Raw genomic sequence first — 18,812 nt, forward strand, 5'->3', positions numbered from 1 at the left:
ATTTAAACGAGGAAGAAGGGAATTTGTTTGCCCCGCTGCAGTATGTCTATTAAGCTATTGTTGCGTCGCACTCTTCAACGTTCTGTTCGCTATTCGACATGTCGGGGGAAGATAGCAAGCAAGAAGCGTCATAAAAACTATATGTAGAAACGAATAACACAACTAAATAATTAATAATACAAAATCTGCAACCGGGTTATGTCTCACTATCCGAGCCGGCATCACTTTTTCCTCAATCCGTCAAAAATACAATTTTGTCCTGAATGATATGATATACTTTAATGGTGAGGGCATGAAACAGCATCTTCCCATTAGCATTCCTTTCTATATAATAACTGGCCTTATCCAGTTCTTCAATGATCGCCTGTTGTTGTTCTATGCCGGCGATTTTGTTCAGCCGTTGGGCAAAGTCCTGCTCCGAACCCGGTCTGACGGTTCCCGTCTGACCGCTATCAGATGTCATAACCCTGAGCCGGATAGCCTGCTCCAGTAAATGATTGAAATAACGAAGAAATTGTTTTTGTTTTTCCCGACCAAGCTTACTCACTTCTTCTACCCATTTGGTTTGTGCAATCGGTCCTGTTTTCATGATGGCATTTAGCCATTCCCGCAAAAGGCTTTGCCAATCTTCATCCGAGTGCTCCACCAGTTGAAGTGCTTCGCGGTAGTTGCCTTCACTTACACTGGCTACCTGCCGGGCTGTTGCAGCTTCGGTTTTATTTCTCTCAATCAACGCCTTTTCAATATCAGTGGTCTCAAGCGCCGGGATGCGAATCACCTGGCAGCGGCTGACAATAGTTGGCAGAATAAGCGACTCATTTTCCGCAACGAGTATAAATAAAGTATTGGCCGGCGGTTCTTCGATCAGTTTTAGCAGTTTATTGCCTTCATTGCCCAGGTACTCCGGCAACCACATCACTAATATTTTGTACTCGCTTTCAAAACTTTTCAGGTTTAGCTTGCGGATAATATCGTTACACTCCTGTGCGGTGATATTTCCCTGTTTATTTTCCGCACCAATAAACTGCAGCCAGTCATACACATTACCATAAGGATAGTTTTTTATAAACTCCCGCCACTCGGTGATATAATCAGTGCTGATCGGGGGGCTGCCCGCTTTTTTTGTAACAACCGGGTAAGAAAAATGAATGTCGGGGTGAATCAACTGCTGCGCTTTTACACAGGCAGGACAGGTGCCACAGGAGTCGGTCGCTGGTTGCCGGTTAGCTGTTGCCGGTGCTGATTCTTCACCACAAAGTGATGCCACCGGTTCAGTTGCAGCTTCTCTTCCATTGACTTTTTCACAAACAATATATTCAGCAAAGGATAAAGCCAACGGCAGTCCGCCACTTCCTTCCTTGCTTATAAACAATAAAGCATGACTGAGACGGTTTTGCTGAACCAGCTCTACTAAGTTATTTTTCACTTCCTGTTGACCTATGATATTGCTGAATGGCATGGTAGCGAAAATAAATTTTAATTATAAATAAAAAAGCGGGCAGGTATCTCCCGTCCGCTTTTTATTCAAGAATGTATTAATCAGTTTAAATACTTCAAAATTTCGTCGCTCATCGGCAAGGTCTTTGGCGCAAATGTGGCGATAAGATTTCCTTTTTCATCCACCAGGAATTTTCCAAAATTCCACTTCACCGGGTCAGCCAGACCTTTTTTTGCAGCTTCTTCTTCCAAAAACTTATAGATGGGAGCTATATCATCCCCTTTCACTGATACTTTATCAGCCATAGGGAAAGTAACACCATAATTCTTTTTGCAGAATTCAGCTATCTCTTCTTTGCTACCCGGTTCCTGTCCATTAAAGTTATTGGCAGGAAAACCAATGATGACTAATTTGTCTTTGTATTTGTTGTATAACTGCTGCAAACCTTCATACTGTGGAGTCAAACCACACTTTGAAGCGGTATTTACAATCATGATCTTTTTCCCTTTGAATTTAGCGAAGTCAATTTCGTTGCCATCGAGTCCTGCTACTTTAAAATCATATATAGACGTTCCTGTTAGTGTTGCAGAAAGCAATAATGTCAATAATAACGTTTTCATGTTTTTGAGTTGAAACAATTAAAAATAGGATGTAAAGGTAAGTAAGCCTTAATCTTAAAAATCTAAAAAATCCTATAAATCCCGGTTCAGACTATTGCTTCTCAAAACAGCCAAGGTCGGGTTGACCTGCTGGCCTCGGGTTTCCGTCCAGGTCAATATTGACCGAAGTAAGTTTTCCTGCATCCACAGCTGGTGAGCCTGGCTTTAGCCTGAAGTCGTAATAATTTTTTGAAATATCAACACTATCAAACAACGGTGGAGTATTACTGATAATATTTTGGCTGGTAATATTTTGGGGAGGGGTCTTGGCACGCCAAAGGTTATAGTCAAAGTTTACTATGTCACTGGCAGCTTTTGTCACCACCACTTCATTCTCCACCAGTGTATTATCTTCTGAGCCATCTTCGCCCCAAAAGATACAATTTCTAAACAGTGCATTTAGCGGAGCTGTAGCAGTACCATCTGTATTGCTGACACTCAGTACCGGCTCTTTATGTTGAATAAAAAGGTTGGGATAACTGACCACGGTGCAATGATTGAATTCATAGTTTCCACCTTTTCCTATCGCAATATTCTTTCCGCAATTACTCACCAGGCAGTTGGTAGCACTAATGCTGGAGTTTAGAGCAATGATACCCGCATCATAGGCATTATCGATCACACATTCATTTAACGTGAGTTTTGGATTAGCATTAGGGGCCAGGTCCTGCAAGGCAATCGCCTGGTAAGCGTTTTTTATAACGGCATAATTCAGCAAATTGTCTTTACTGCTCGTTCTGAAAAAAATGCCTGGCCATGCGGCAGGAAAATCTTTGTAGGGTTCATCTAACCTGTCGCCCTGGAAATATACACGGTCAATGGTGTCTTTTCCACCATTTATTTTCAAACTGCCGTCAATAATAATGGGGGCATCGGCATGTATATAAATGCGGCAGCCTTTTTCCATTGTTAAAGTTTGTCCTGCGTCCACATACAAATAACCTTGTATCACGTAAGGCAGGTCATTGATCCAGGTTTCGTTGGAAATAACCTCTTTGTTTCGAAGAAAGTGTGCATTTTGCCCCCAGGCTTCCAACTGCACCCATTTATTTTTGCCATTGTAGCTTACCTGTATACTATCACGAATGATGAAGGGGAGATTGCCGGCATTGGGATCTACATTCACCTGCACAAAAACATAGATGCTGTCATTGGCTTCAATTTCTATATTGGAAGCTTCAGTTGTGGAGAGTCCGTCCACGTTCATTTTATAGTTAGAGGCGGCACCACCCATTAGTTTTACAGAAGTAAGCCGTAGTTTTTGGTCGTTATCATTAATGATCTTGAATGACTGCGTAACAGAACCCACCGATGTAAAAACGGTGTCATAATGAAGTGTGTCGACGGTAATTGCCACGCTGGCATCAGGGGAAGTAATCAATGAATCTTTCCTGCAGGAATGTAAAAGAAGAACAAAGACCAGCGTAATCAGTAAGGCAATTCTCATCAGTTAATTTTAAATAGGATTCAGCAGCATCAAAAATAAACAGAACCTTTTGAATTTTATAGTTGTTCAGGAATGTGCAGTCGTGCATAACGTGGCTATACTTAACCGCACATTTTCTGCTGTCAAAAGCTCTGCACCGCAAGCTTCCAATGTGGCGCCGGTGGTGATCACATCATCCACCAGCAGTAAATGTTTATCCCGGATGGTCTCTGGTTTTACAAGTATGAATTTACCTTCCATATTTTGCCAACGCTCAATCCTTCTTTTTTGGGTTTGGGTGTCGGTATGTTGAGAACGGATAATACTATCTTTTAGTACAGGCACCTGTAAACTTTCGGCTATTCCTTCGCAAAGAACCGTAGCTTGGTTGTAGCCACGTTTTTTCTCTTTAGCGGCAAAAAGAGGTAAGGGTATTAATGCATCTACATCAAATCTGCGTGATCTGCTGATGCTTTCACCCATCATTTTACCCAACTGCAGCCCCAGTTCCTTATTCCCTTTGTATTTAAATTGATGCATCAGCCGCTTCATCAATGACTCACCTGTGAAATAATATTGTGCAGTGGCGCTTTCAAGTTTTATTCGTCCCCACAGTTTTTTCTCAACAGGGTTGTTCGCATGCAATTCAAAATTTGTTTCGGGCATGGCATCCATACAGCGCAGGCAAAGAGCAGATGACGGGTCGAGTATATCATTTCCGCACCCACTACAAATATGTGGAAATAGCAAGTGAACAACCGAGTCCCGTATCTCCTTTAAACTTATCATAGAAATAATTGCCTGCTCGCCTATTAAAGTTTACTATTTATATTTAGAAGAGAAACTGGTATACCTCCTCCACACGTCCCATCGTCACGACTTCAATATTAAACTTCTGTTTGGATAAACCCTTTTGGTTATATTTTGAGACAATGATCTTTTCAAACCCCAGTTTTTCCGCTTCTGCAATCCGTTGATCAATTCGGTTAACGGCTCTTATTTCTCCGCTCAATCCGACTTCGCCGGCAAAACAAATGTGTTGACTTAACGGAACATCTTCATACGACGAAAGCAGGGCGCAGAGAACAGCCAGGTCAATCGAGGGGTCTTCTACTTTAAGGCCCCCGGCAATATTCAAAAAAACATCCTTTAAGCCAAAATGAAAGCCACCTCTTTTTTCCAGCACGGCTAACAAAAGTTGCAGGCGCCTGAGATCAAAACCGCTCACAGTGCGTTGCGGGGTTCCATATACGGATTGTGTTACCAAGGCCTGTACCTCTATCAGCAGAGGCCGCATACCTTCAATCGTTGCCGCAATGGCAATACCGCTCAGCTGATCTTCCTTTTGAGTTATCAATATTTCACTGGGATTGATAACCCCTCTCATGCCTTCAGCCGTCATTTCATAAATTCCTAACTCAGATGTGCTGCCGAAGCGATTCTTTAACGTGCGAAGAATGCGATAGGCATAATGACGATCACCTTCAAACTGTAAAACCGTATCGACCATGTGCTCGAGGATTTTAGGTCCGGCAATGCTGCCATCTTTTGTAATGTGACCTATGAGAATAACAGGGGTGTTTGTTTCCTTTGCAAAGCGCTGAAACTCCGCCGCACATTCCCTGATTTGTGATACTGAACCAGGTGATGAATCGATGAGGGGTGTTTGCAAGGTTTGAACTGAATCAACAATAACAAGCTCCGGCTTCAGTTTTTTGATCTCCTGGAAAATTTGCTGCGTAGACGTTTCAGTCAACAAGTAAAAATTTTCTGTTGGGTTTACTGATCCGCCAGTGACGGAAGGAATTATTTTCATCCGGTCAGCTCTCATCTTTATCTGTTGCTCACTTTCTTCGCCGCTGATATAAAGTACTGTGGTGTCTTTTAACCACAACCCGTTTTGTAAAAACAGCGTTGACTTGCCTATACCCGGCTCTCCTGCCACCAAAATAATACTTCCGGGAACGATGCCTCCGCCTAATACACGATTAAGCTCGATGTCTGCTGTAACTAATCTCTTCTCTTCACCGCTTTTAACTTCACTTAGTGATAAGATCCGGTTGCTTCTTTTTTCTTCGTGATAATTTTTCCAATCGTTTGTTTTCTTTGTTTCTTTTTGAATCAATTCTTCTACAAACGTATTCCATTGACCACATGATGGGCATTGTCCGATCCACTTCACACTTTCATAACCGCAATTTTGACAGAAGAAAGTTGTTTTAACTTTACTCATGCGATAAAGATAACTGATAGCAATAGTTGAATAAAAGATTAGTTAAGAATTGGGAAAAGATGGGATGTTGAACAAGAAAAAATTATTCGTAAAGACCAAAAGGGGAAATCGGGAGACTGGAAAAACTGCGTAGCCTTTTAAATGTAAAAGGGGCCAATCTTTTGATTGACCCCCTTACTTACTAACCCATTAAATTCTATAGCTAAGTTACAATTCTAGCCAACATTTCAAAATAAAATTTTTGTGCTGTGAATAACTTCCGGCGATAGATTAAATTTCAATGTCAATGGTGACGGCGATGAAAAACACCTTATAATAGTTTGATTTTCTTGTATTTAATTAAATGATCCGTCTTGGGTGAATCTTTCGGCCATCTACAGAAAAGTCATTTAATCAAGTGACAAAAAGGCTGAAAATTAGGCGTTAATCTAAATGGCTGCAAGTTTGTTATAGTTTATAAACAACTTAAAAATTTATCGAAATGACACCATCCATTATGATTGTTTCTTTCCTCTTTTTGGGGATAAGTATGTTGGTTTCTATGATTCTTAAGGGCAAGTTTTCCAGGTATAGCAAAGTACCCCTAAGGAATGGCTTGACAGGAAGGGAGATAGCGGAGAAAATGCTGAGAGAGAACGGGATATATGATGTAAAAGTAATTTCTGTAGACGGCTTTTTGTCAGACCATTATAATCCTGTTAATAAAACTGTTAACCTCAGTCCCGATGTTTATAACGGCACAAGTGTGGCTGCTGCCGCCGTTTCTGCTCATGAATGCGGCCACGCTGTGCAACATGCTACGGCTTATCAATGGCTTACCATGAGGAGCAAAATGGTTCCGGCAGTCCAAATCAGCTCAAACCTGGTAAACTGGATTTTATTGGTAGGTGTAATTATGGCGGCCTCGGGTGGTAATACCACTGTCCTGTTGGTAGGCATCATTCTGATGGCTGTAACAGTTTTGTTCTCCTTAATTACATTGCCGGTGGAATTTGATGCCAGCCGGCGAGCTTTGGCCTGGCTTAACCACACCAATGCAACAACAGCGGATGAATATCCCAAAGCCAAAGATGCTTTAAAGTGGGCGGCGATGACTTATGTGGTAGCAGCCCTTGCAGCGGTGGTAACCTTGGTTCAATATATTATGCTTTATTTGGGAAGCAGGGATAGGGAATAATTAATTCATATATGATTTTTTTAGAGGATGCCATGGTCATCCTTTTTTTGTTTAATACTGCATTTTTAGTATTTAAAGCATTGATGCGGCATCAAATCCATTAAGTTTGTCATAGCAATCACATTTTAATCAAAACTTTATACTAATGAGAAAACCTAAGCAATTATTACTGGCAGCACTATTATTATGCTGCCATTTTTTATGGGCTCAAACCAAGACAATTTCAGGAAAGGTAACCGATGCTAATGGAACGCCACTTGCAGGAGTTTCGGTGATTGTAAAAGGAGCCAGTTCGGGAACGATGACAGGAGCCGATGGAACCTTTTCTTTAAAAGTGCCTGAAAAAGCCTCCGCATTGACCTTTTCTTACTTAGGTTATGATAGTAAAGAGGTTGCAATTACGGGAATCTCCATTGATGTTGCGTTGGTAGCCGGCCAAACAAAAAATTTGGACGAGGTAGTTGTTGTTGGTTACGGAACTAAAATAAAACGGGACATTACCGGGTCTGTCGCAAAAGTTGGAGCTAAGGAGTTAGGCAATACTCCCGTAACAAGCTTCGAAAGTGCGGTTCAGGGTAGGGCTGCTGGCGTTTTTGTAGAACAACAAAATGGTAAACTTGGTCAGGCCATTAAGGTGAGAATACGTGGAGCTTCATCTGTAACTGCGGGCAACGAGCCCTTATATGTTATAGATGGTATTCCCGTCATTACCGCCGATTTGTCAAGTAATGGCGCCACTACAAGTCCCCTTGCCGATATTAATACAAATGATATTGAGTCAATTGAAATTTTAAAAGATGCCTCTTCAGCTGCTATTTATGGTTCAAGGGCATCCAATGGAGTTGTGTTAATTACCACTAAAAGAGGTAAGGCAGGAAAATCAAAAATTGACTTTGGTTTTTTCACAGGCCTTCAAAAACCTACCAATAAAATGGAGTTTATGAATGCCGAAGAATTTGTGAAATATACATACCAGGCAGCTGAAGGAGGAGGAAGGTATGATTTTGCCAATGGGCTTTCGGGATATAGCTCCGAGCAGGAGGCAATCGATGATTACGTTGCGTTCGCCGAAAGTCGAATGAGAAGATATTCTGCAGGAAATGATGATTATAAAACTTACAAGGTTAATACAGATTGGCAGGACGAGGCTTTTCAAAGAGCGCCTATCTCTCAATACGATTTAAGTTTAAGTGGGGGAAATGATAAGACAACATTTTATGTCGGCGGACAATACCTCGATCAAAAAGGTATTATGGTTCGTAATGATCTGAAAAGATATAGCGGAAGGTTAAATCTTGACCACAAGATCAACAATTGGTTAAGTCTTGGCGTCAATCTGGCTCTCATCCGCACTTTAAATAACAGGATAACGAATGATAACGGCTTTGCAACTCCTTTACAGATTGTTGCACTATCTCCAATTACGCCAATTATCGATCCACGTACCGGAAAATTAAGTGGAGCTTCTGATCCCAACAGAGCGAGCAATCCGGGCGGTCCAAACACAAATTATCCTGTATACTATAATCCCTTACTGAGTGTGGACGGAGCTTCTTATCTTACTACGGTTAGCAGAAGTTTGGGCAACATTTATTGCCAGGCACAAATACTTAGTGGCCTAATTTTTAGAACGGAGTTTGGAGTAGATCAACTTAGCCAGTTGGAAGAAGCTTACTATTCACCAGTTACTGAAAGAAATAATGGTTATCCAAGAGGTGGTGGTTTTACTTCAAACGATATGTTGTTAAACCTCACTACAAACAACTTTTTCAGGTATAATAAATTAATCAACGAAAATCACGACATCGAAGCGACGGTGGGTATGAGTTATCAAAATCAAAATTTGATAAACACTACCGGAACTGCAGAGGCCTTTCCTTCCGAAGCATATAAAAAATTAGCAAGTGCCGCTACAAAATCAGATGCTTCGTCCTCGGAAACTGAGTTTTCGTTTTTATCCTACTTCGCCAGGGCTAATTATAAGCTAATGGACAAATATCTGCTGAATGTAAGTGGAAGATTTGATGCTTCTTCGAGATTTGGAAAAAACAGTCGGTGGGGATTTTTCCCAGCCATTTCTGCCGGATGGATATTGTCTGAAGAAAATTTCCTGAAAGAGTCTAATCTTATCAGTTTTCTTAAGTTGAAAGGAAGTTATGGATTGACTGGTAATGCTGAAATCGGAAACTTCAGCTCCTTAGGATTATTTTCAGGGGATGCAGCATATGCTGGCACACCAGGTCAACATCCTTCACAGTTGGCCAACCCTGATTTAAAATGGGAAACAACTTCTAGTGTGGATGTCGGCTTTGAAATTGGAATTTTAAATAATAGAATTTCCGCCGAGGTGGATGTATATTCCAGGAAGACCAAAGACTTGTTGTTAAATGTAGAGGTACCGGGCACAACAGGTTTTCTTACACAAATCAACAATGTCGGCAAGTTGAAAAACAAAGGAATTGAGTTTACTATCAATTCAGATAATGTTGTTACCAAGGATTTCAGGTGGTCCACAAGTCTAAACTTTGGGTTAAATAAAAATAAAATTGAGGAGCTGAACGGTCAGGAGTTAGGCTTAGGTGAGGTTAACAGGGCTCGCGAAGGTGAGGCGTTGGGGGTATTTGTAGCAAGAGAGTTTGCAGGTGCAGATCCCAATAATGGAGACGCCTTATACATTTTGAATACGCCTAAGGCTGACGGTTCTTTGGACAGAAGTACTACCAATGACTATAACCAGGCGGCTGATGTCGTAATTGGGAATCCCAATCCAGATTTTATCTATGGCATGAGAAACACTTTTGCTTTTAAGGGGCTCGATGCTGAGATATTGCTGCAGGGGGTACAAGGAAATGAAATTTTTAATGGAGGTGGTCAATATATGTCGGCCAGTGGTAGTAATGGTTTTGATAATCAAACAAGGGATCAATTAAATGCGTGGAAAAAACCAGGAGATATTACAATGGTTCCCGAAGCAAGACAATTTTTAGCTAACGGAACCAATAACTCAAGCCGTTATATTTCGGACGGTTCTTACCTGCGGGTGAAAGCTGTTTCTCTAGGCTATAATCTACCTAAATCTATTTTGAATAAAATCAAGCTTGACAGAGTCCGTGTGTATGTCAGAGGGCAAAACCTCTTCACTATCACAAATTATAAAGGATGGGATCCTGAAGTGAATGCTGACTACCAGGCAAGCAATATTAACCAGGGGGTGGATTTTTATTCAGCTCCCCAGGTTAAAGCACTTGTTTTCGGAATCAACATTGGCCTTTAATTAAAATTAATAATCTGATTATGAAAAATATTTTCCATGTTACAATCATAGCAAGTTTTGTGGCTGTAATGACAACATCTTGCGAAAAGAAATTGGATATTGATCCAACCCAGAGTATCGATGAAAATGAAGCTTTGCTGACCAGTTCGGATGTAGAAGCGGCCCTGGTGGGAGCTTATTCCGATTTGGGAGATGCAGATGTATATGGCGGTTCTTTGTTTGTTAGAAGTGAACTGTTAGGGAACTCATCGGCCACAATAAACTGGTCCGGTACATTTCAAACAATGACCCAGATTTATAATAAGCAAATTCCGGTCGATAATTCTGATGTTACTGATACCTGGACAGATGCTTACCAAACCATAAACGATATAAACAATGTATTAGGCGCAGTAGATATAGTGCTGCCCAATAAAAAGGATCGTGTAGAAGGTGAAGCAAAGTTTATCAGGGGCTCATTATATTTTGACCTGGTGAGATTATACGCCAAAGCATGGAATGATGGCAATCCTGCCAATAACGATGGTGTTCCGCTTGTATTGGAACCAACAAGGGCACCTCTGGGTGAAGAAGACAAAAAGCCAAGAGCAAAAGTAGCTGAAGTGTATGCACAGGTTATTAAAGATCTTACAGAAGCCGAAGCTCTATTACCTGCTTCTAATGGGTTTTTCGCATCCAAATATGCGGCTGCGGCTATGCTGTCAAGGGTGTACTTACAAAAAGGAGATTATGCAAATGCGGCCGCCGCTGCCAGCAGGGTCATTGAATCAAACCAATTCAATCTTGCTCCGACTTATGTTGATGCTTTTCCATTTAATTCCAATAATACAAACGAAGTAATCGGAAATACCGAAGAGGACATATTTGCAATGCAGGTTACAAACTCGCAGGGAACGAACAGCTTCAACACCTATTTTTCACCCCTCGGCCGCGGAGATATTGATATATCGACTTCTTTCATAAATGAGTTTGAACCCAATGATGATCGCCTGTCAATTTACTACGACGATGGTTCTATCAGAACGGGTAAATTTGACATGGTATATTCGGCAGTTCATATAATCAGGCTGGCGGAGATGTATTTAACCAGGGCTGAAGCTAATTTTAGATTGGGTACTGCAGTGGGGGACGCTCCTGTCAATGATATCAATACAATAAGGGATAGAGTAAATTTAAGTTCGTATGCTGCTGGCGATCTGACGTTAGCGCTTATCCTTAAGGAAAGAAAATTGGAATTAGCTTTTGAGGGATTTACTTTGGGTGATATAAAGCGTACACAGGGAAGTGTTGGCCCACTTGCCTGGAACTCACCAAAATTGGTGTTCCCAATTCCTGACAGAGAGCGGAAAGTAAATTCTAATCTTACTCAAAACGAGGGCTATTGATTAATGTAATTTATTGTACTGTTTTTTAGATACGGCGAGGTGAAAAGCAATTGAATGATTCAAATTCAGGCTTTTCACCTTTCTTTTTTTCATTACTTCGCTAAAATCTTTTTTTCATGAGTAGAAAAATGATCTTGTTCCCCCTTCTTCTGCTAGCGATAAGTTCTTTTGCACAATTTGCACAACTAAAATCTCCCGAAGAATTCCTCGGTTATAAAATTGGCTCAAGATATACCCCACACTGGAAAGTAGTAAGCTATTTTCAACACGTTGCTCAATCAATGCCTTCTTCAGTAAAGATGCAGCAGTATGGAGAAACCAATGAACACAGACCCTTATTCCTGGCATTTATTTCAACCGAAGAAAATATTTCTAATCTCGAAAATATCCGGATCAACAATCTCCGCCTCGCAGGACTTGCAAAGGATAAGGCAGCTCCAAATGAAAACATGCCTGCCATAGTATGGCTTAGCTATAATGTACATGGCAATGAAACCTCATCGTCAGAAGCTTCAATGTTGACGTTATTTTCATTAGTTGATCCTAAAAATGCTCAAACAAAAAACTGGCTCAGGAATACGCTTGTCATTATAGATCCCTGTGTAAACCCCGACGGAAGGGATCGCTATGTTAATTGGTTTAATTCAGTGGTAGGTACAAACTACAATGCAAGACTCGATGCCCGTGAACACCGGGAGCCGTGGCCGGGTGGCAGGACGAATCATTACAATTTTGATCTGAACCGGGATTGGGCCTGGCAAACACAAGTGGAAAGTAAACAACGGATGGCGGTATACAATCAATGGTTACCCCAGGTTCATGTCGACTATCATGAACAGGGAATCAATCAACCATATTATTTTGCTCCTGCGGCACAACCGTACCACGAGGCTATTACGCAATGGCAACGGGACTTCCAGGCTACTATTGGCAGAAATCACGCAAAATATTTTGATCAGAATGGCTGGCTTTATTTTACCAAAGAAATATTTGATCTGTTCTATCCTTCTTACGGCGATACCTATCCTGTTTATAATGGAGCAATTGGAATGACATATGAACAAGGCGGTGGTGGTGCTGGCGGCTTAGGCGTCGATACCGATGAGGGAGATACCCTGACATTATACGACAGAGCGATACACCATTATACCACATCGCTCAGCACAATTGAAATCACTTCTCAAAATACTTCGGCATTGATAAAGGAGTTCAGAAAATTTTTTAGTAATGGAGTAGCCGGATTGGTAGGAGATTATAAAACTTATGTAGTTAAAAACAATCCTGGTGATGGTGAAAGGATTAAGGTATTGCGGGAGTTGCTGGATAAAAATGATATTCAATATGGCACAGGAAGCGGAAATGGAAGAGGATATAATTATCATACTGCCAAAGATGAAGCGTTTAGCATTTCCTCCGGTGATATGGTGATCAGTGCCCTGCAACCGAAAGCCACGATGGTAAAGGTATTATTTGAGCCACAATCAAAATTAGTTGACTCTGTCACGTACGATATTACTGCCTGGTCATTGCCTTATGTATATGGCCTGACGACTTTTGCCAGCAAGGAGAAAATCAATGTCACCGGACCTTATAAAAAAGAAGAGTTACAAAATAGCAATGCAGATGCTTATGGATATGTCATAAAATGGCAGGGAATGTCTTCGGCGAAAGCCACTGCACAGTTATTAAAGCAGGGAGTAAAGGTTCGGTTTGCTGAAATGCCATTTGAAATCAAGGGTCACCAGTTTGGCCGCGGCTCAATCATTATTTTGAAACATGGTAATGATAAATGGGGTGCGGGGTTATGGACGATGGTGAGTAAAGTGTGTAGCGAGAGCGGCATTAAAATGAGTCCCGTAACTTCCGGGATGGTAGACAAGGGGTTTGATTTTGGCAGCTCAAAAGTGCATCCTGTTAAAGCACCAAAAGTAGCGATGTTGACTGGAGAAGGTGTAGGATCAAATGCGGCAGGAGAAGTTTGGTTTTTCTTTGAGCAGCAACTGGATTACCCCATCACGTTAATCAATGCTAATGATTTTAACCGGGCTGATTGGAATAAGATTGATGTATTAATAATGCCTGACGGCAACTATCGCTTCCTGAATGAGAAGCCATTGGCAGAACAATTTGCACAATGGATACGGAACGGCGGCCGGGTGGTAGCATTGGAAAATGCCGTGTTACAACTATCAAAACAGGATTGGAGTGTGATGCATCTAAAAAAAGACGACGATAAAGATACGGCTGCCAAAAAAGATCCCTATAAGTTGCTCACTACTTTTGAAAACCGGGAAAGAGACGGACTTCCGGCATCAACACCGGGCTCAATTTACAAGGTAGAGATTGATAACACACACCCGCTGATGTATGGCTACCCTAATTATTATCATACGTTGAAAATGGATACAAACGTGTATGATTTTATTAAAGAAGGAGGATGGAATACAGGTGTAATTAAAAAAACAAACCAGGTCGCCGGGTTTGTAGGATATAAGTTAAAGGATAAATTGAAAGACGGGCTGCTTTTCGCCGTACAGGATATGGGAAAAGGATCAGTTTCTTATCTGGCCGACAATGTGCTCTTTCGAAATTTTTGGGAAAACGGAAAACTGATGTTTTGCAATGCGATTTTTTTTGTGGGACAGTAATAGAATAATTCTACAATTAAAAAGGCCGGTTTCATCAAATAAAACCGGCCTTTACTATTTTCAAGCCAATGAATCAGAGCTTTATCTCTTCATCATGCCGGTCAAAAAATTTGTATTCAGTAAGATGATAGTTGGTATCCGCTTCTACTCTTGTTTTTTGTCCAAACTTCTTTTTCCATGCTGCCATCTTCGTTTTCCAGGGCCATCCTTTGGTGAGATAAGCGTACATGATGGGGTTCACCACCAGTTTCAGATTCTTATGCTGATGGGTAATGAGATAATTAAGATTTTTTTCAATCTCATCTTCGAGCAACAAGGTAGAAGATATTTTACCGGTACCGTTGCAGCTTGGGCAAACTTCCTGTGTATTGATGTTTACTTCAGGCTTCATGCGCTGGCGGGTAATCTGCATGATGCCAAATTTTGATATTGGAAGCACAGCATGTTTCGCCCTGTCAGGCTCCATGAACTCTTCCATTTTCTCCACCAGCTTCCGTTTATTTTCCGGCAGCTTCATATCAATAAAGTCTGCCACGATGATGCCGCCCAGGTCACGAAGACGTAATTGGCGGGCAATTTCTTCGGCAGCCTCAAGGTTTGTTTCCAGGGCATTTTGTTCCTGGTTATTGCTTACGCTTTTGTACCCGCTGTTCACATCGATAACGTGCAATGCTTCCGTATGCTCGATAATAAGGTAAGCACCGCTGTTCAGGTTAACTGTTTTCCCAAATGATGATTTCACCTGCTTGGTTATACCAAATGAATCAAATATGGGAGAGCCATTTTGATAGTAAGAAACGATATCGGCTTTTTCAGGAGCTATACGCTGAATATAATTTTTTGTATCAGTAAAGATAGTGCGGTCGTTTACCACTATGCGATTGAAATCAGCGTTTAGGAGATCCCTGAGAATGCTATTTGTTTTTGTTTGCTCGCTTAAAATCTTCGCTGGTGCAGCAGATCCTTTCAGATTTCGCTGAATGGTCTTCCACATTTCTACCAGTTCAGAAAGGTCTTCATGCAATTCAGCCGTATTTTTTCCTTCAGCGGCAGTGCGAACGATCACACCAAAATTTTTAGGCTTGATGGCCTCAACTATTTTCTGCAGTCTTTTTCTTTCTTCCGAAGAGTGTATCTTACGGGAAACGGCAACAATATTGTTGAAGGGGGTAATCACTACAAAACGTCCTGGCAGAGATATTTCACAACTCAACCTTGGTCCCTTGGCGGCTATCGGTTCTTTCAGGATCTGAACAAGGATATTCGGCTTTCCGCCCAACACTTCGTTGATCTTTCCTGTTTTGATGATCTCCGGTTCTATTTCAAATTTGCCAAAATCAAGACCATTTTCACTTTTATCGTTCATGGTCTGCGCCGTGAACTTCAGCAATGATTTGGCGTAGGGACTGAGATCAGTATAGTGAAGGAACGCATCTTTTTCAAAGCCTACTTCTACAAATGCGGCATTTAGGCCAGGGATGAGCTTTTTTACCTTTCCAAGATAAAGGTCTCCCACGGCAAAACGGGCATCGCTTTTTTCGCTATGCAATTCCACCAACTTCCGATCCTCCAACAAAGCAATTTCAACGCCTTGAGGAGCAGCATTAATAATGAGTTCTTTGTTCATTACAGCTTACATAAATGAATGTCCTTAGTGCTGTAAACCCGGTTGCCAGTAATCCGTACATTGATTGCGGTGGGATAAAGTTGCAGCAAATTGGCGGGGATGCAAACTAATACGGGCGGCAAAACAACCAGTCAACTGAAACTGGACTGTCCGCCGCGGCGGACAGCACAGTTCTGTACTAAGAAAAGAAAGAATTATTTCCTCTTCTTATGACGGTTTTTTCTCAGTCTTTTTTTACGCTTGTGCGTCGCAATTTTATGACGCTTTCTTTTCTTACCACAAGGCATACTCAAATAATTTTTTAAAACTTGTTATATAATACATTTAAAGTTTAGGCCTAAAGCTGGATTCCCACATCAACACTTCAAACTTGTAAACTATTAAACCATAAACTTATTTACCCAATTCAGTAATTCGTTTTTCTATCTCTGTTCTCACATCCGGTCGCTTGATGTATTGTAAACTCTTCTTGTACCAATCCGCAGCGATTTTCTTATCTCCCTTTCTTTCATATACTTCAGCCAGCATCAATATAGCTTCAATATTATCCGGTTGAAGGCGGTGTACAGTAGATAAACGATTGATTGCTTTGTCTATTTGCCCGGAAAGGATAGAACCTTTCACCAAAGTCATCTGGGCATAGATATTTGTGCTGTCTTTATTAACTACCTCCATTATTTTGCCTAATCCCTCCATAGGGTTAGTGGAAATATTTCCAAAAAGATAGCAGGCTCCCAGGCCAACTTTGGATGAATCATTATCCGGGTTAATCTTCAAAGATCTCTCAAACAAATCTTTAGCTTGCCCTGCTTCCCATTTTATAAGATCAGGATTTTGCTCCTGTTGCAGATTATCTAAAAACAAGTGGGCAGCAAAGGTGAGGGTTTTTTCCGAATTTTCCAATCTCGCTGCTTCCGCCTCATACCACGCATAAGGAGCAAACAGGCGCATAGAATCGCCCCAAAAATGAGAAAGTTGGTGATATACTTTTAATTGTTGCTCTTTTACATCTCCTCTCGAAATGGAATTTTCCAGCATGCTGAGACGGGTGACCTGCGCTGGATTAAGTTGTTTTTTGGCAAGAGTAAGAATGGAGTCAATAGAAATAGCGGCCTGATTACCATGATCATGACCGTCATTCTCAGTATGTGTTGCCTCAACAGTATTTTTTTTGTTGGGGGTAGTTCTGCCAAATAAAAAAATGCCAATAACTAATAAAATGGCGATGCCAATTGTAATCCACTGCGGTTTCTTCACTTGCTATAATTTGGAGAGCAAAGTTACCGTTGGGATGATTAACAATGCCAATAAAATTGATTTGAAGCAGGTAAAATATTCTTAAATAAAGAATTAAATATCTTCACCCGGCCCTTGGTCTGGCTTGGGTTCTTTTAATTTCTTTACTTCGGCAACAAATTCCTTGGCAGGTTTAAAAGCCGGGATATAATGCTCAGGTATATGAACTGCAATATTCTTTTTAATGTTGCGCCCGATCTTTGCAGCTCTTTTTTTGGTGATAAAACTACCGAAGCCACGGATATAAATATTTTCTCCGGCAGACAAGGTGTCTTTTACTTCTTTAAACATGGTTTCGAGTGTAACTAAGACATCTACTTTAGGGATTCCAGTCTTTTCTGATATTTGGTTTACGAGGTCGGCTTTTCTCATTTTTATGAGGTTTAAGTAGTTTGTAATGCCAATTTAAGACAAAAAATGATGATAGTCAAAGGGATAGCCTTATTTTTTTACAACAAATTCAAAGCCATATTTCCAAAAATGGCAAATAATTAAAATTTATATCTTATTAGAACGGTGAAAAAACTCGATAAAAAGGCCGGCACAGCTGAATTTTCCCGGCTTCTTTTGAACTGGAATAAGCTTGCAAACAAACGGGAAATGCCGTGGAAAGGAGAGAAGGATCCCTATAAAATTTGGCTCAGTGAGATCATTCTGCAACAGACAAGGGTGGAGCAGGGATTGAATTATTATCACCGCTTCATTAAAGCATTTCCGAATGTTCATCAACTGGCTAAAGCCCCTGATGCTAAAGTGTTTAAGCTTTGGGAAGGCCTGGGATATTATACCCGCTGCAGAAACCTGATCGCCACGGCCCGTTATATTTCCAAAGAATTGAACGGAGAATTTCCGGTTGCCTATGAAGAAATAAAGGCATTGAAAGGAATTGGCCCATACACAGCTGCCGCTATTTCATCGTTTGCCTTTAACCTGCCGCATGCGGTAGTGGACGGCAACGTTTTCAGGGTATTATCCCGGATTTATGGCATCCAAACTCCCATCGATTCTACGGAAGGAAAGAAATATTTTACCCGTTTGGCTAATGAAAAGCTTGATAAGGACCAACCAGGTATATATAACCAGGCCATCATGGATTTTGGCGCCATTATTTGCAAACCGGCAGCGCCGCTTTGTGAAGATTGTGTTTTTAATAAAACCTGTTTCGCTTTTACTCATAGTAAGATTAACGAACTGCCGGTAAAGGGGAAAAGGATTACCATAAAAAAGAGATGGTTTTATTACCTGGTATTGGAGCAGGACGGAAAAGTGGCTATTCAGCAAAGGATGCAAAAAGACATCTGGCAACATCTGTATGAATACCCGATGAAAGAGACGATCAAAGAAGCTGATACAAAAAAAATACTGGAGCAGGCGGAAAAAAACGGCTGGCTACAAAAAGGCAGGTACGAAGTGGTTGCTGTCTCACCACTTTTCAAACAACAGCTTTCCCACCAATTGATAGCGGGGCAGTTTATTACTATCCGGGTAAAGAAAAAAACAACGATAAGTAATGAGGTGATCTGGGTGACAAAAAATGAGTTGAAAAAATTTGCCTTCCCAAAATTTATTAATCAGTATTTTGAAAATCGGGAAATGCAGAACTTGTTTTAAGTAAAGTTTGGATATGATTATTCGATCGCCGGGAGTAG

The 18,812-nt window shown here is 41.0% G+C and carries 13 protein-coding genes; 5 read left to right on the plus strand and 8 right to left on the minus strand.

Features of this window, described 5'->3' with window-relative positions:
• Positions 1-232 precede the first annotated feature (232 nt).
• The 5 genes from ACFEL9_RS16485 to radA form a co-directional block, all read right to left on the minus strand.
• Positions 233-1,459, minus strand: a complete 1,227-nt coding sequence (locus tag ACFEL9_RS16485) for a DNA polymerase III subunit (RefSeq protein WP_385892296.1) — start codon at positions 1,457-1,459, stop codon at positions 233-235.
• Between the two features lie 80 nt (positions 1,460-1,539).
• Positions 1,540-2,058, minus strand: a complete 519-nt coding sequence (locus tag ACFEL9_RS16490) for a glutathione peroxidase (RefSeq protein WP_385892299.1) — start codon at positions 2,056-2,058, stop codon at positions 1,540-1,542.
• Positions 2,059-2,149: 91 nt separating this feature from the next.
• Complete coding sequence (locus ACFEL9_RS16495; protein WP_385892302.1) at positions 2,150-3,544, minus strand: choice-of-anchor Q domain-containing protein; 1,395 nt, start codon at positions 3,542-3,544, stop codon at positions 2,150-2,152.
• Positions 3,545-3,610: 66 nt separating this feature from the next.
• A complete protein-coding gene (locus ACFEL9_RS16500; RefSeq protein ID WP_385892305.1) occupies positions 3,611-4,312 on the minus strand; it encodes a ComF family protein in 702 nt (233 codons plus the stop codon).
• Between the two features lie 43 nt (positions 4,313-4,355).
• Complete coding sequence (gene radA / locus ACFEL9_RS16505; protein WP_385892308.1) at positions 4,356-5,756, minus strand: DNA repair protein RadA; 1,401 nt, start codon at positions 5,754-5,756, stop codon at positions 4,356-4,358.
• Positions 5,757-6,237: 481 nt separating this feature from the next.
• Between radA and ACFEL9_RS16510 the strand changes: the two genes are divergently transcribed.
• The 4 genes from ACFEL9_RS16510 (at position 6,238) to ACFEL9_RS16525 (ending at position 14,240) form a co-directional block, all read left to right on the plus strand.
• Positions 6,238-6,933, plus strand: coding sequence for a zinc metallopeptidase (locus ACFEL9_RS16510; protein WP_385892311.1), 696 nt, complete (start codon positions 6,238-6,240; stop codon positions 6,931-6,933).
• Positions 6,934-7,078: 145 nt separating this feature from the next.
• Positions 7,079-10,207: a SusC/RagA family TonB-linked outer membrane protein gene (locus tag ACFEL9_RS16515; protein WP_385892313.1), complete on the plus strand. Its 3,129-nt coding sequence runs from the start codon at positions 7,079-7,081 to the stop codon at positions 10,205-10,207.
• A gap of 20 nt (positions 10,208-10,227) precedes the next feature.
• On the plus strand, positions 10,228-11,592 hold the full coding sequence (locus ACFEL9_RS16520; RefSeq protein WP_385892315.1) for a RagB/SusD family nutrient uptake outer membrane protein: 1,365 nt from the start codon (positions 10,228-10,230) through the stop codon (positions 11,590-11,592).
• A gap of 116 nt (positions 11,593-11,708) precedes the next feature.
• Positions 11,709-14,240: a M14 metallopeptidase family protein gene (locus ACFEL9_RS16525; RefSeq protein ID WP_385892317.1), complete on the plus strand. Its 2,532-nt coding sequence runs from the start codon at positions 11,709-11,711 to the stop codon at positions 14,238-14,240.
• Between the two features lie 73 nt (positions 14,241-14,313).
• On the opposite strand, the gene ACFEL9_RS16530 is transcribed toward ACFEL9_RS16525, so the two are convergent.
• From ACFEL9_RS16530 to ACFEL9_RS16540, 3 genes are all read right to left on the minus strand, one after another.
• Positions 14,314-15,867, minus strand: a complete 1,554-nt coding sequence (locus ACFEL9_RS16530; RefSeq protein ID WP_385892320.1) for an Rne/Rng family ribonuclease — start codon at positions 15,865-15,867, stop codon at positions 14,314-14,316.
• 393 nt (positions 15,868-16,260) lie between these two features.
• Entirely contained in the window at positions 16,261-17,124 is an 864-nt protein-coding gene (locus ACFEL9_RS16535) for a tetratricopeptide repeat protein (protein WP_385892323.1), read from the minus strand.
• A 93-nt stretch (positions 17,125-17,217) separates the two neighbouring features.
• Positions 17,218-17,535, minus strand: a complete 318-nt coding sequence (locus tag ACFEL9_RS16540) for an HU family DNA-binding protein (protein WP_385892325.1) — start codon at positions 17,533-17,535, stop codon at positions 17,218-17,220.
• A 144-nt stretch (positions 17,536-17,679) separates the two neighbouring features.
• Between ACFEL9_RS16540 and mutY the strand changes: the two genes are divergently transcribed.
• Entirely contained in the window at positions 17,680-18,774 is a 1,095-nt protein-coding gene (gene mutY, locus ACFEL9_RS16545; protein ID WP_385892328.1) for an A/G-specific adenine glycosylase, read from the plus strand.
• Positions 18,775-18,812 lie beyond the last annotated feature (38 nt).

This window comes from Terrimonas alba, from assembly GCF_042434975.1.
GTDB lineage: Bacteria > Bacteroidota > Bacteroidia > Chitinophagales > Chitinophagaceae > Terrimonas_B > Terrimonas_B alba.

Excerpts from the sequence above, each read along its gene's own strand:
- ACFEL9_RS16485 (WP_385892296.1), bottom strand. The coding sequence starts at position 1,459 with ATGCCATTCAGCAATATCATAGGTCAACAGGAAGTGAAAAATAACTTA.
- ACFEL9_RS16490 (WP_385892299.1), bottom strand. The coding sequence starts at position 2,058 with ATGAAAACGTTATTATTGACATTATTGCTTTCTGCAACACTAACAGGA.
- ACFEL9_RS16495 (WP_385892302.1), bottom strand. The coding sequence starts at position 3,544 with ATGAGAATTGCCTTACTGATTACGCTGGTCTTTGTTCTTCTTTTACAT.
- ACFEL9_RS16500 (WP_385892305.1), bottom strand. The coding sequence starts at position 4,312 with ATGATAAGTTTAAAGGAGATACGGGACTCGGTTGTTCACTTGCTATTT.
- radA (WP_385892308.1), bottom strand. The coding sequence starts at position 5,756 with ATGAGTAAAGTTAAAACAACTTTCTTCTGTCAAAATTGCGGTTATGAA.
- ACFEL9_RS16510 (WP_385892311.1), top strand. The coding sequence starts at position 6,238 with ATGACACCATCCATTATGATTGTTTCTTTCCTCTTTTTGGGGATAAGT.
- ACFEL9_RS16515 (WP_385892313.1), top strand. The coding sequence starts at position 7,079 with ATGAGAAAACCTAAGCAATTATTACTGGCAGCACTATTATTATGCTGC.
- ACFEL9_RS16520 (WP_385892315.1), top strand. The coding sequence starts at position 10,228 with ATGAAAAATATTTTCCATGTTACAATCATAGCAAGTTTTGTGGCTGTA.
- ACFEL9_RS16525 (WP_385892317.1), top strand. The coding sequence starts at position 11,709 with ATGAGTAGAAAAATGATCTTGTTCCCCCTTCTTCTGCTAGCGATAAGT.
- ACFEL9_RS16530 (WP_385892320.1), bottom strand. The coding sequence starts at position 15,867 with ATGAACAAAGAACTCATTATTAATGCTGCTCCTCAAGGCGTTGAAATT.
- ACFEL9_RS16540 (WP_385892325.1), bottom strand. The coding sequence starts at position 17,535 with ATGAGAAAAGCCGACCTCGTAAACCAAATATCAGAAAAGACTGGAATC.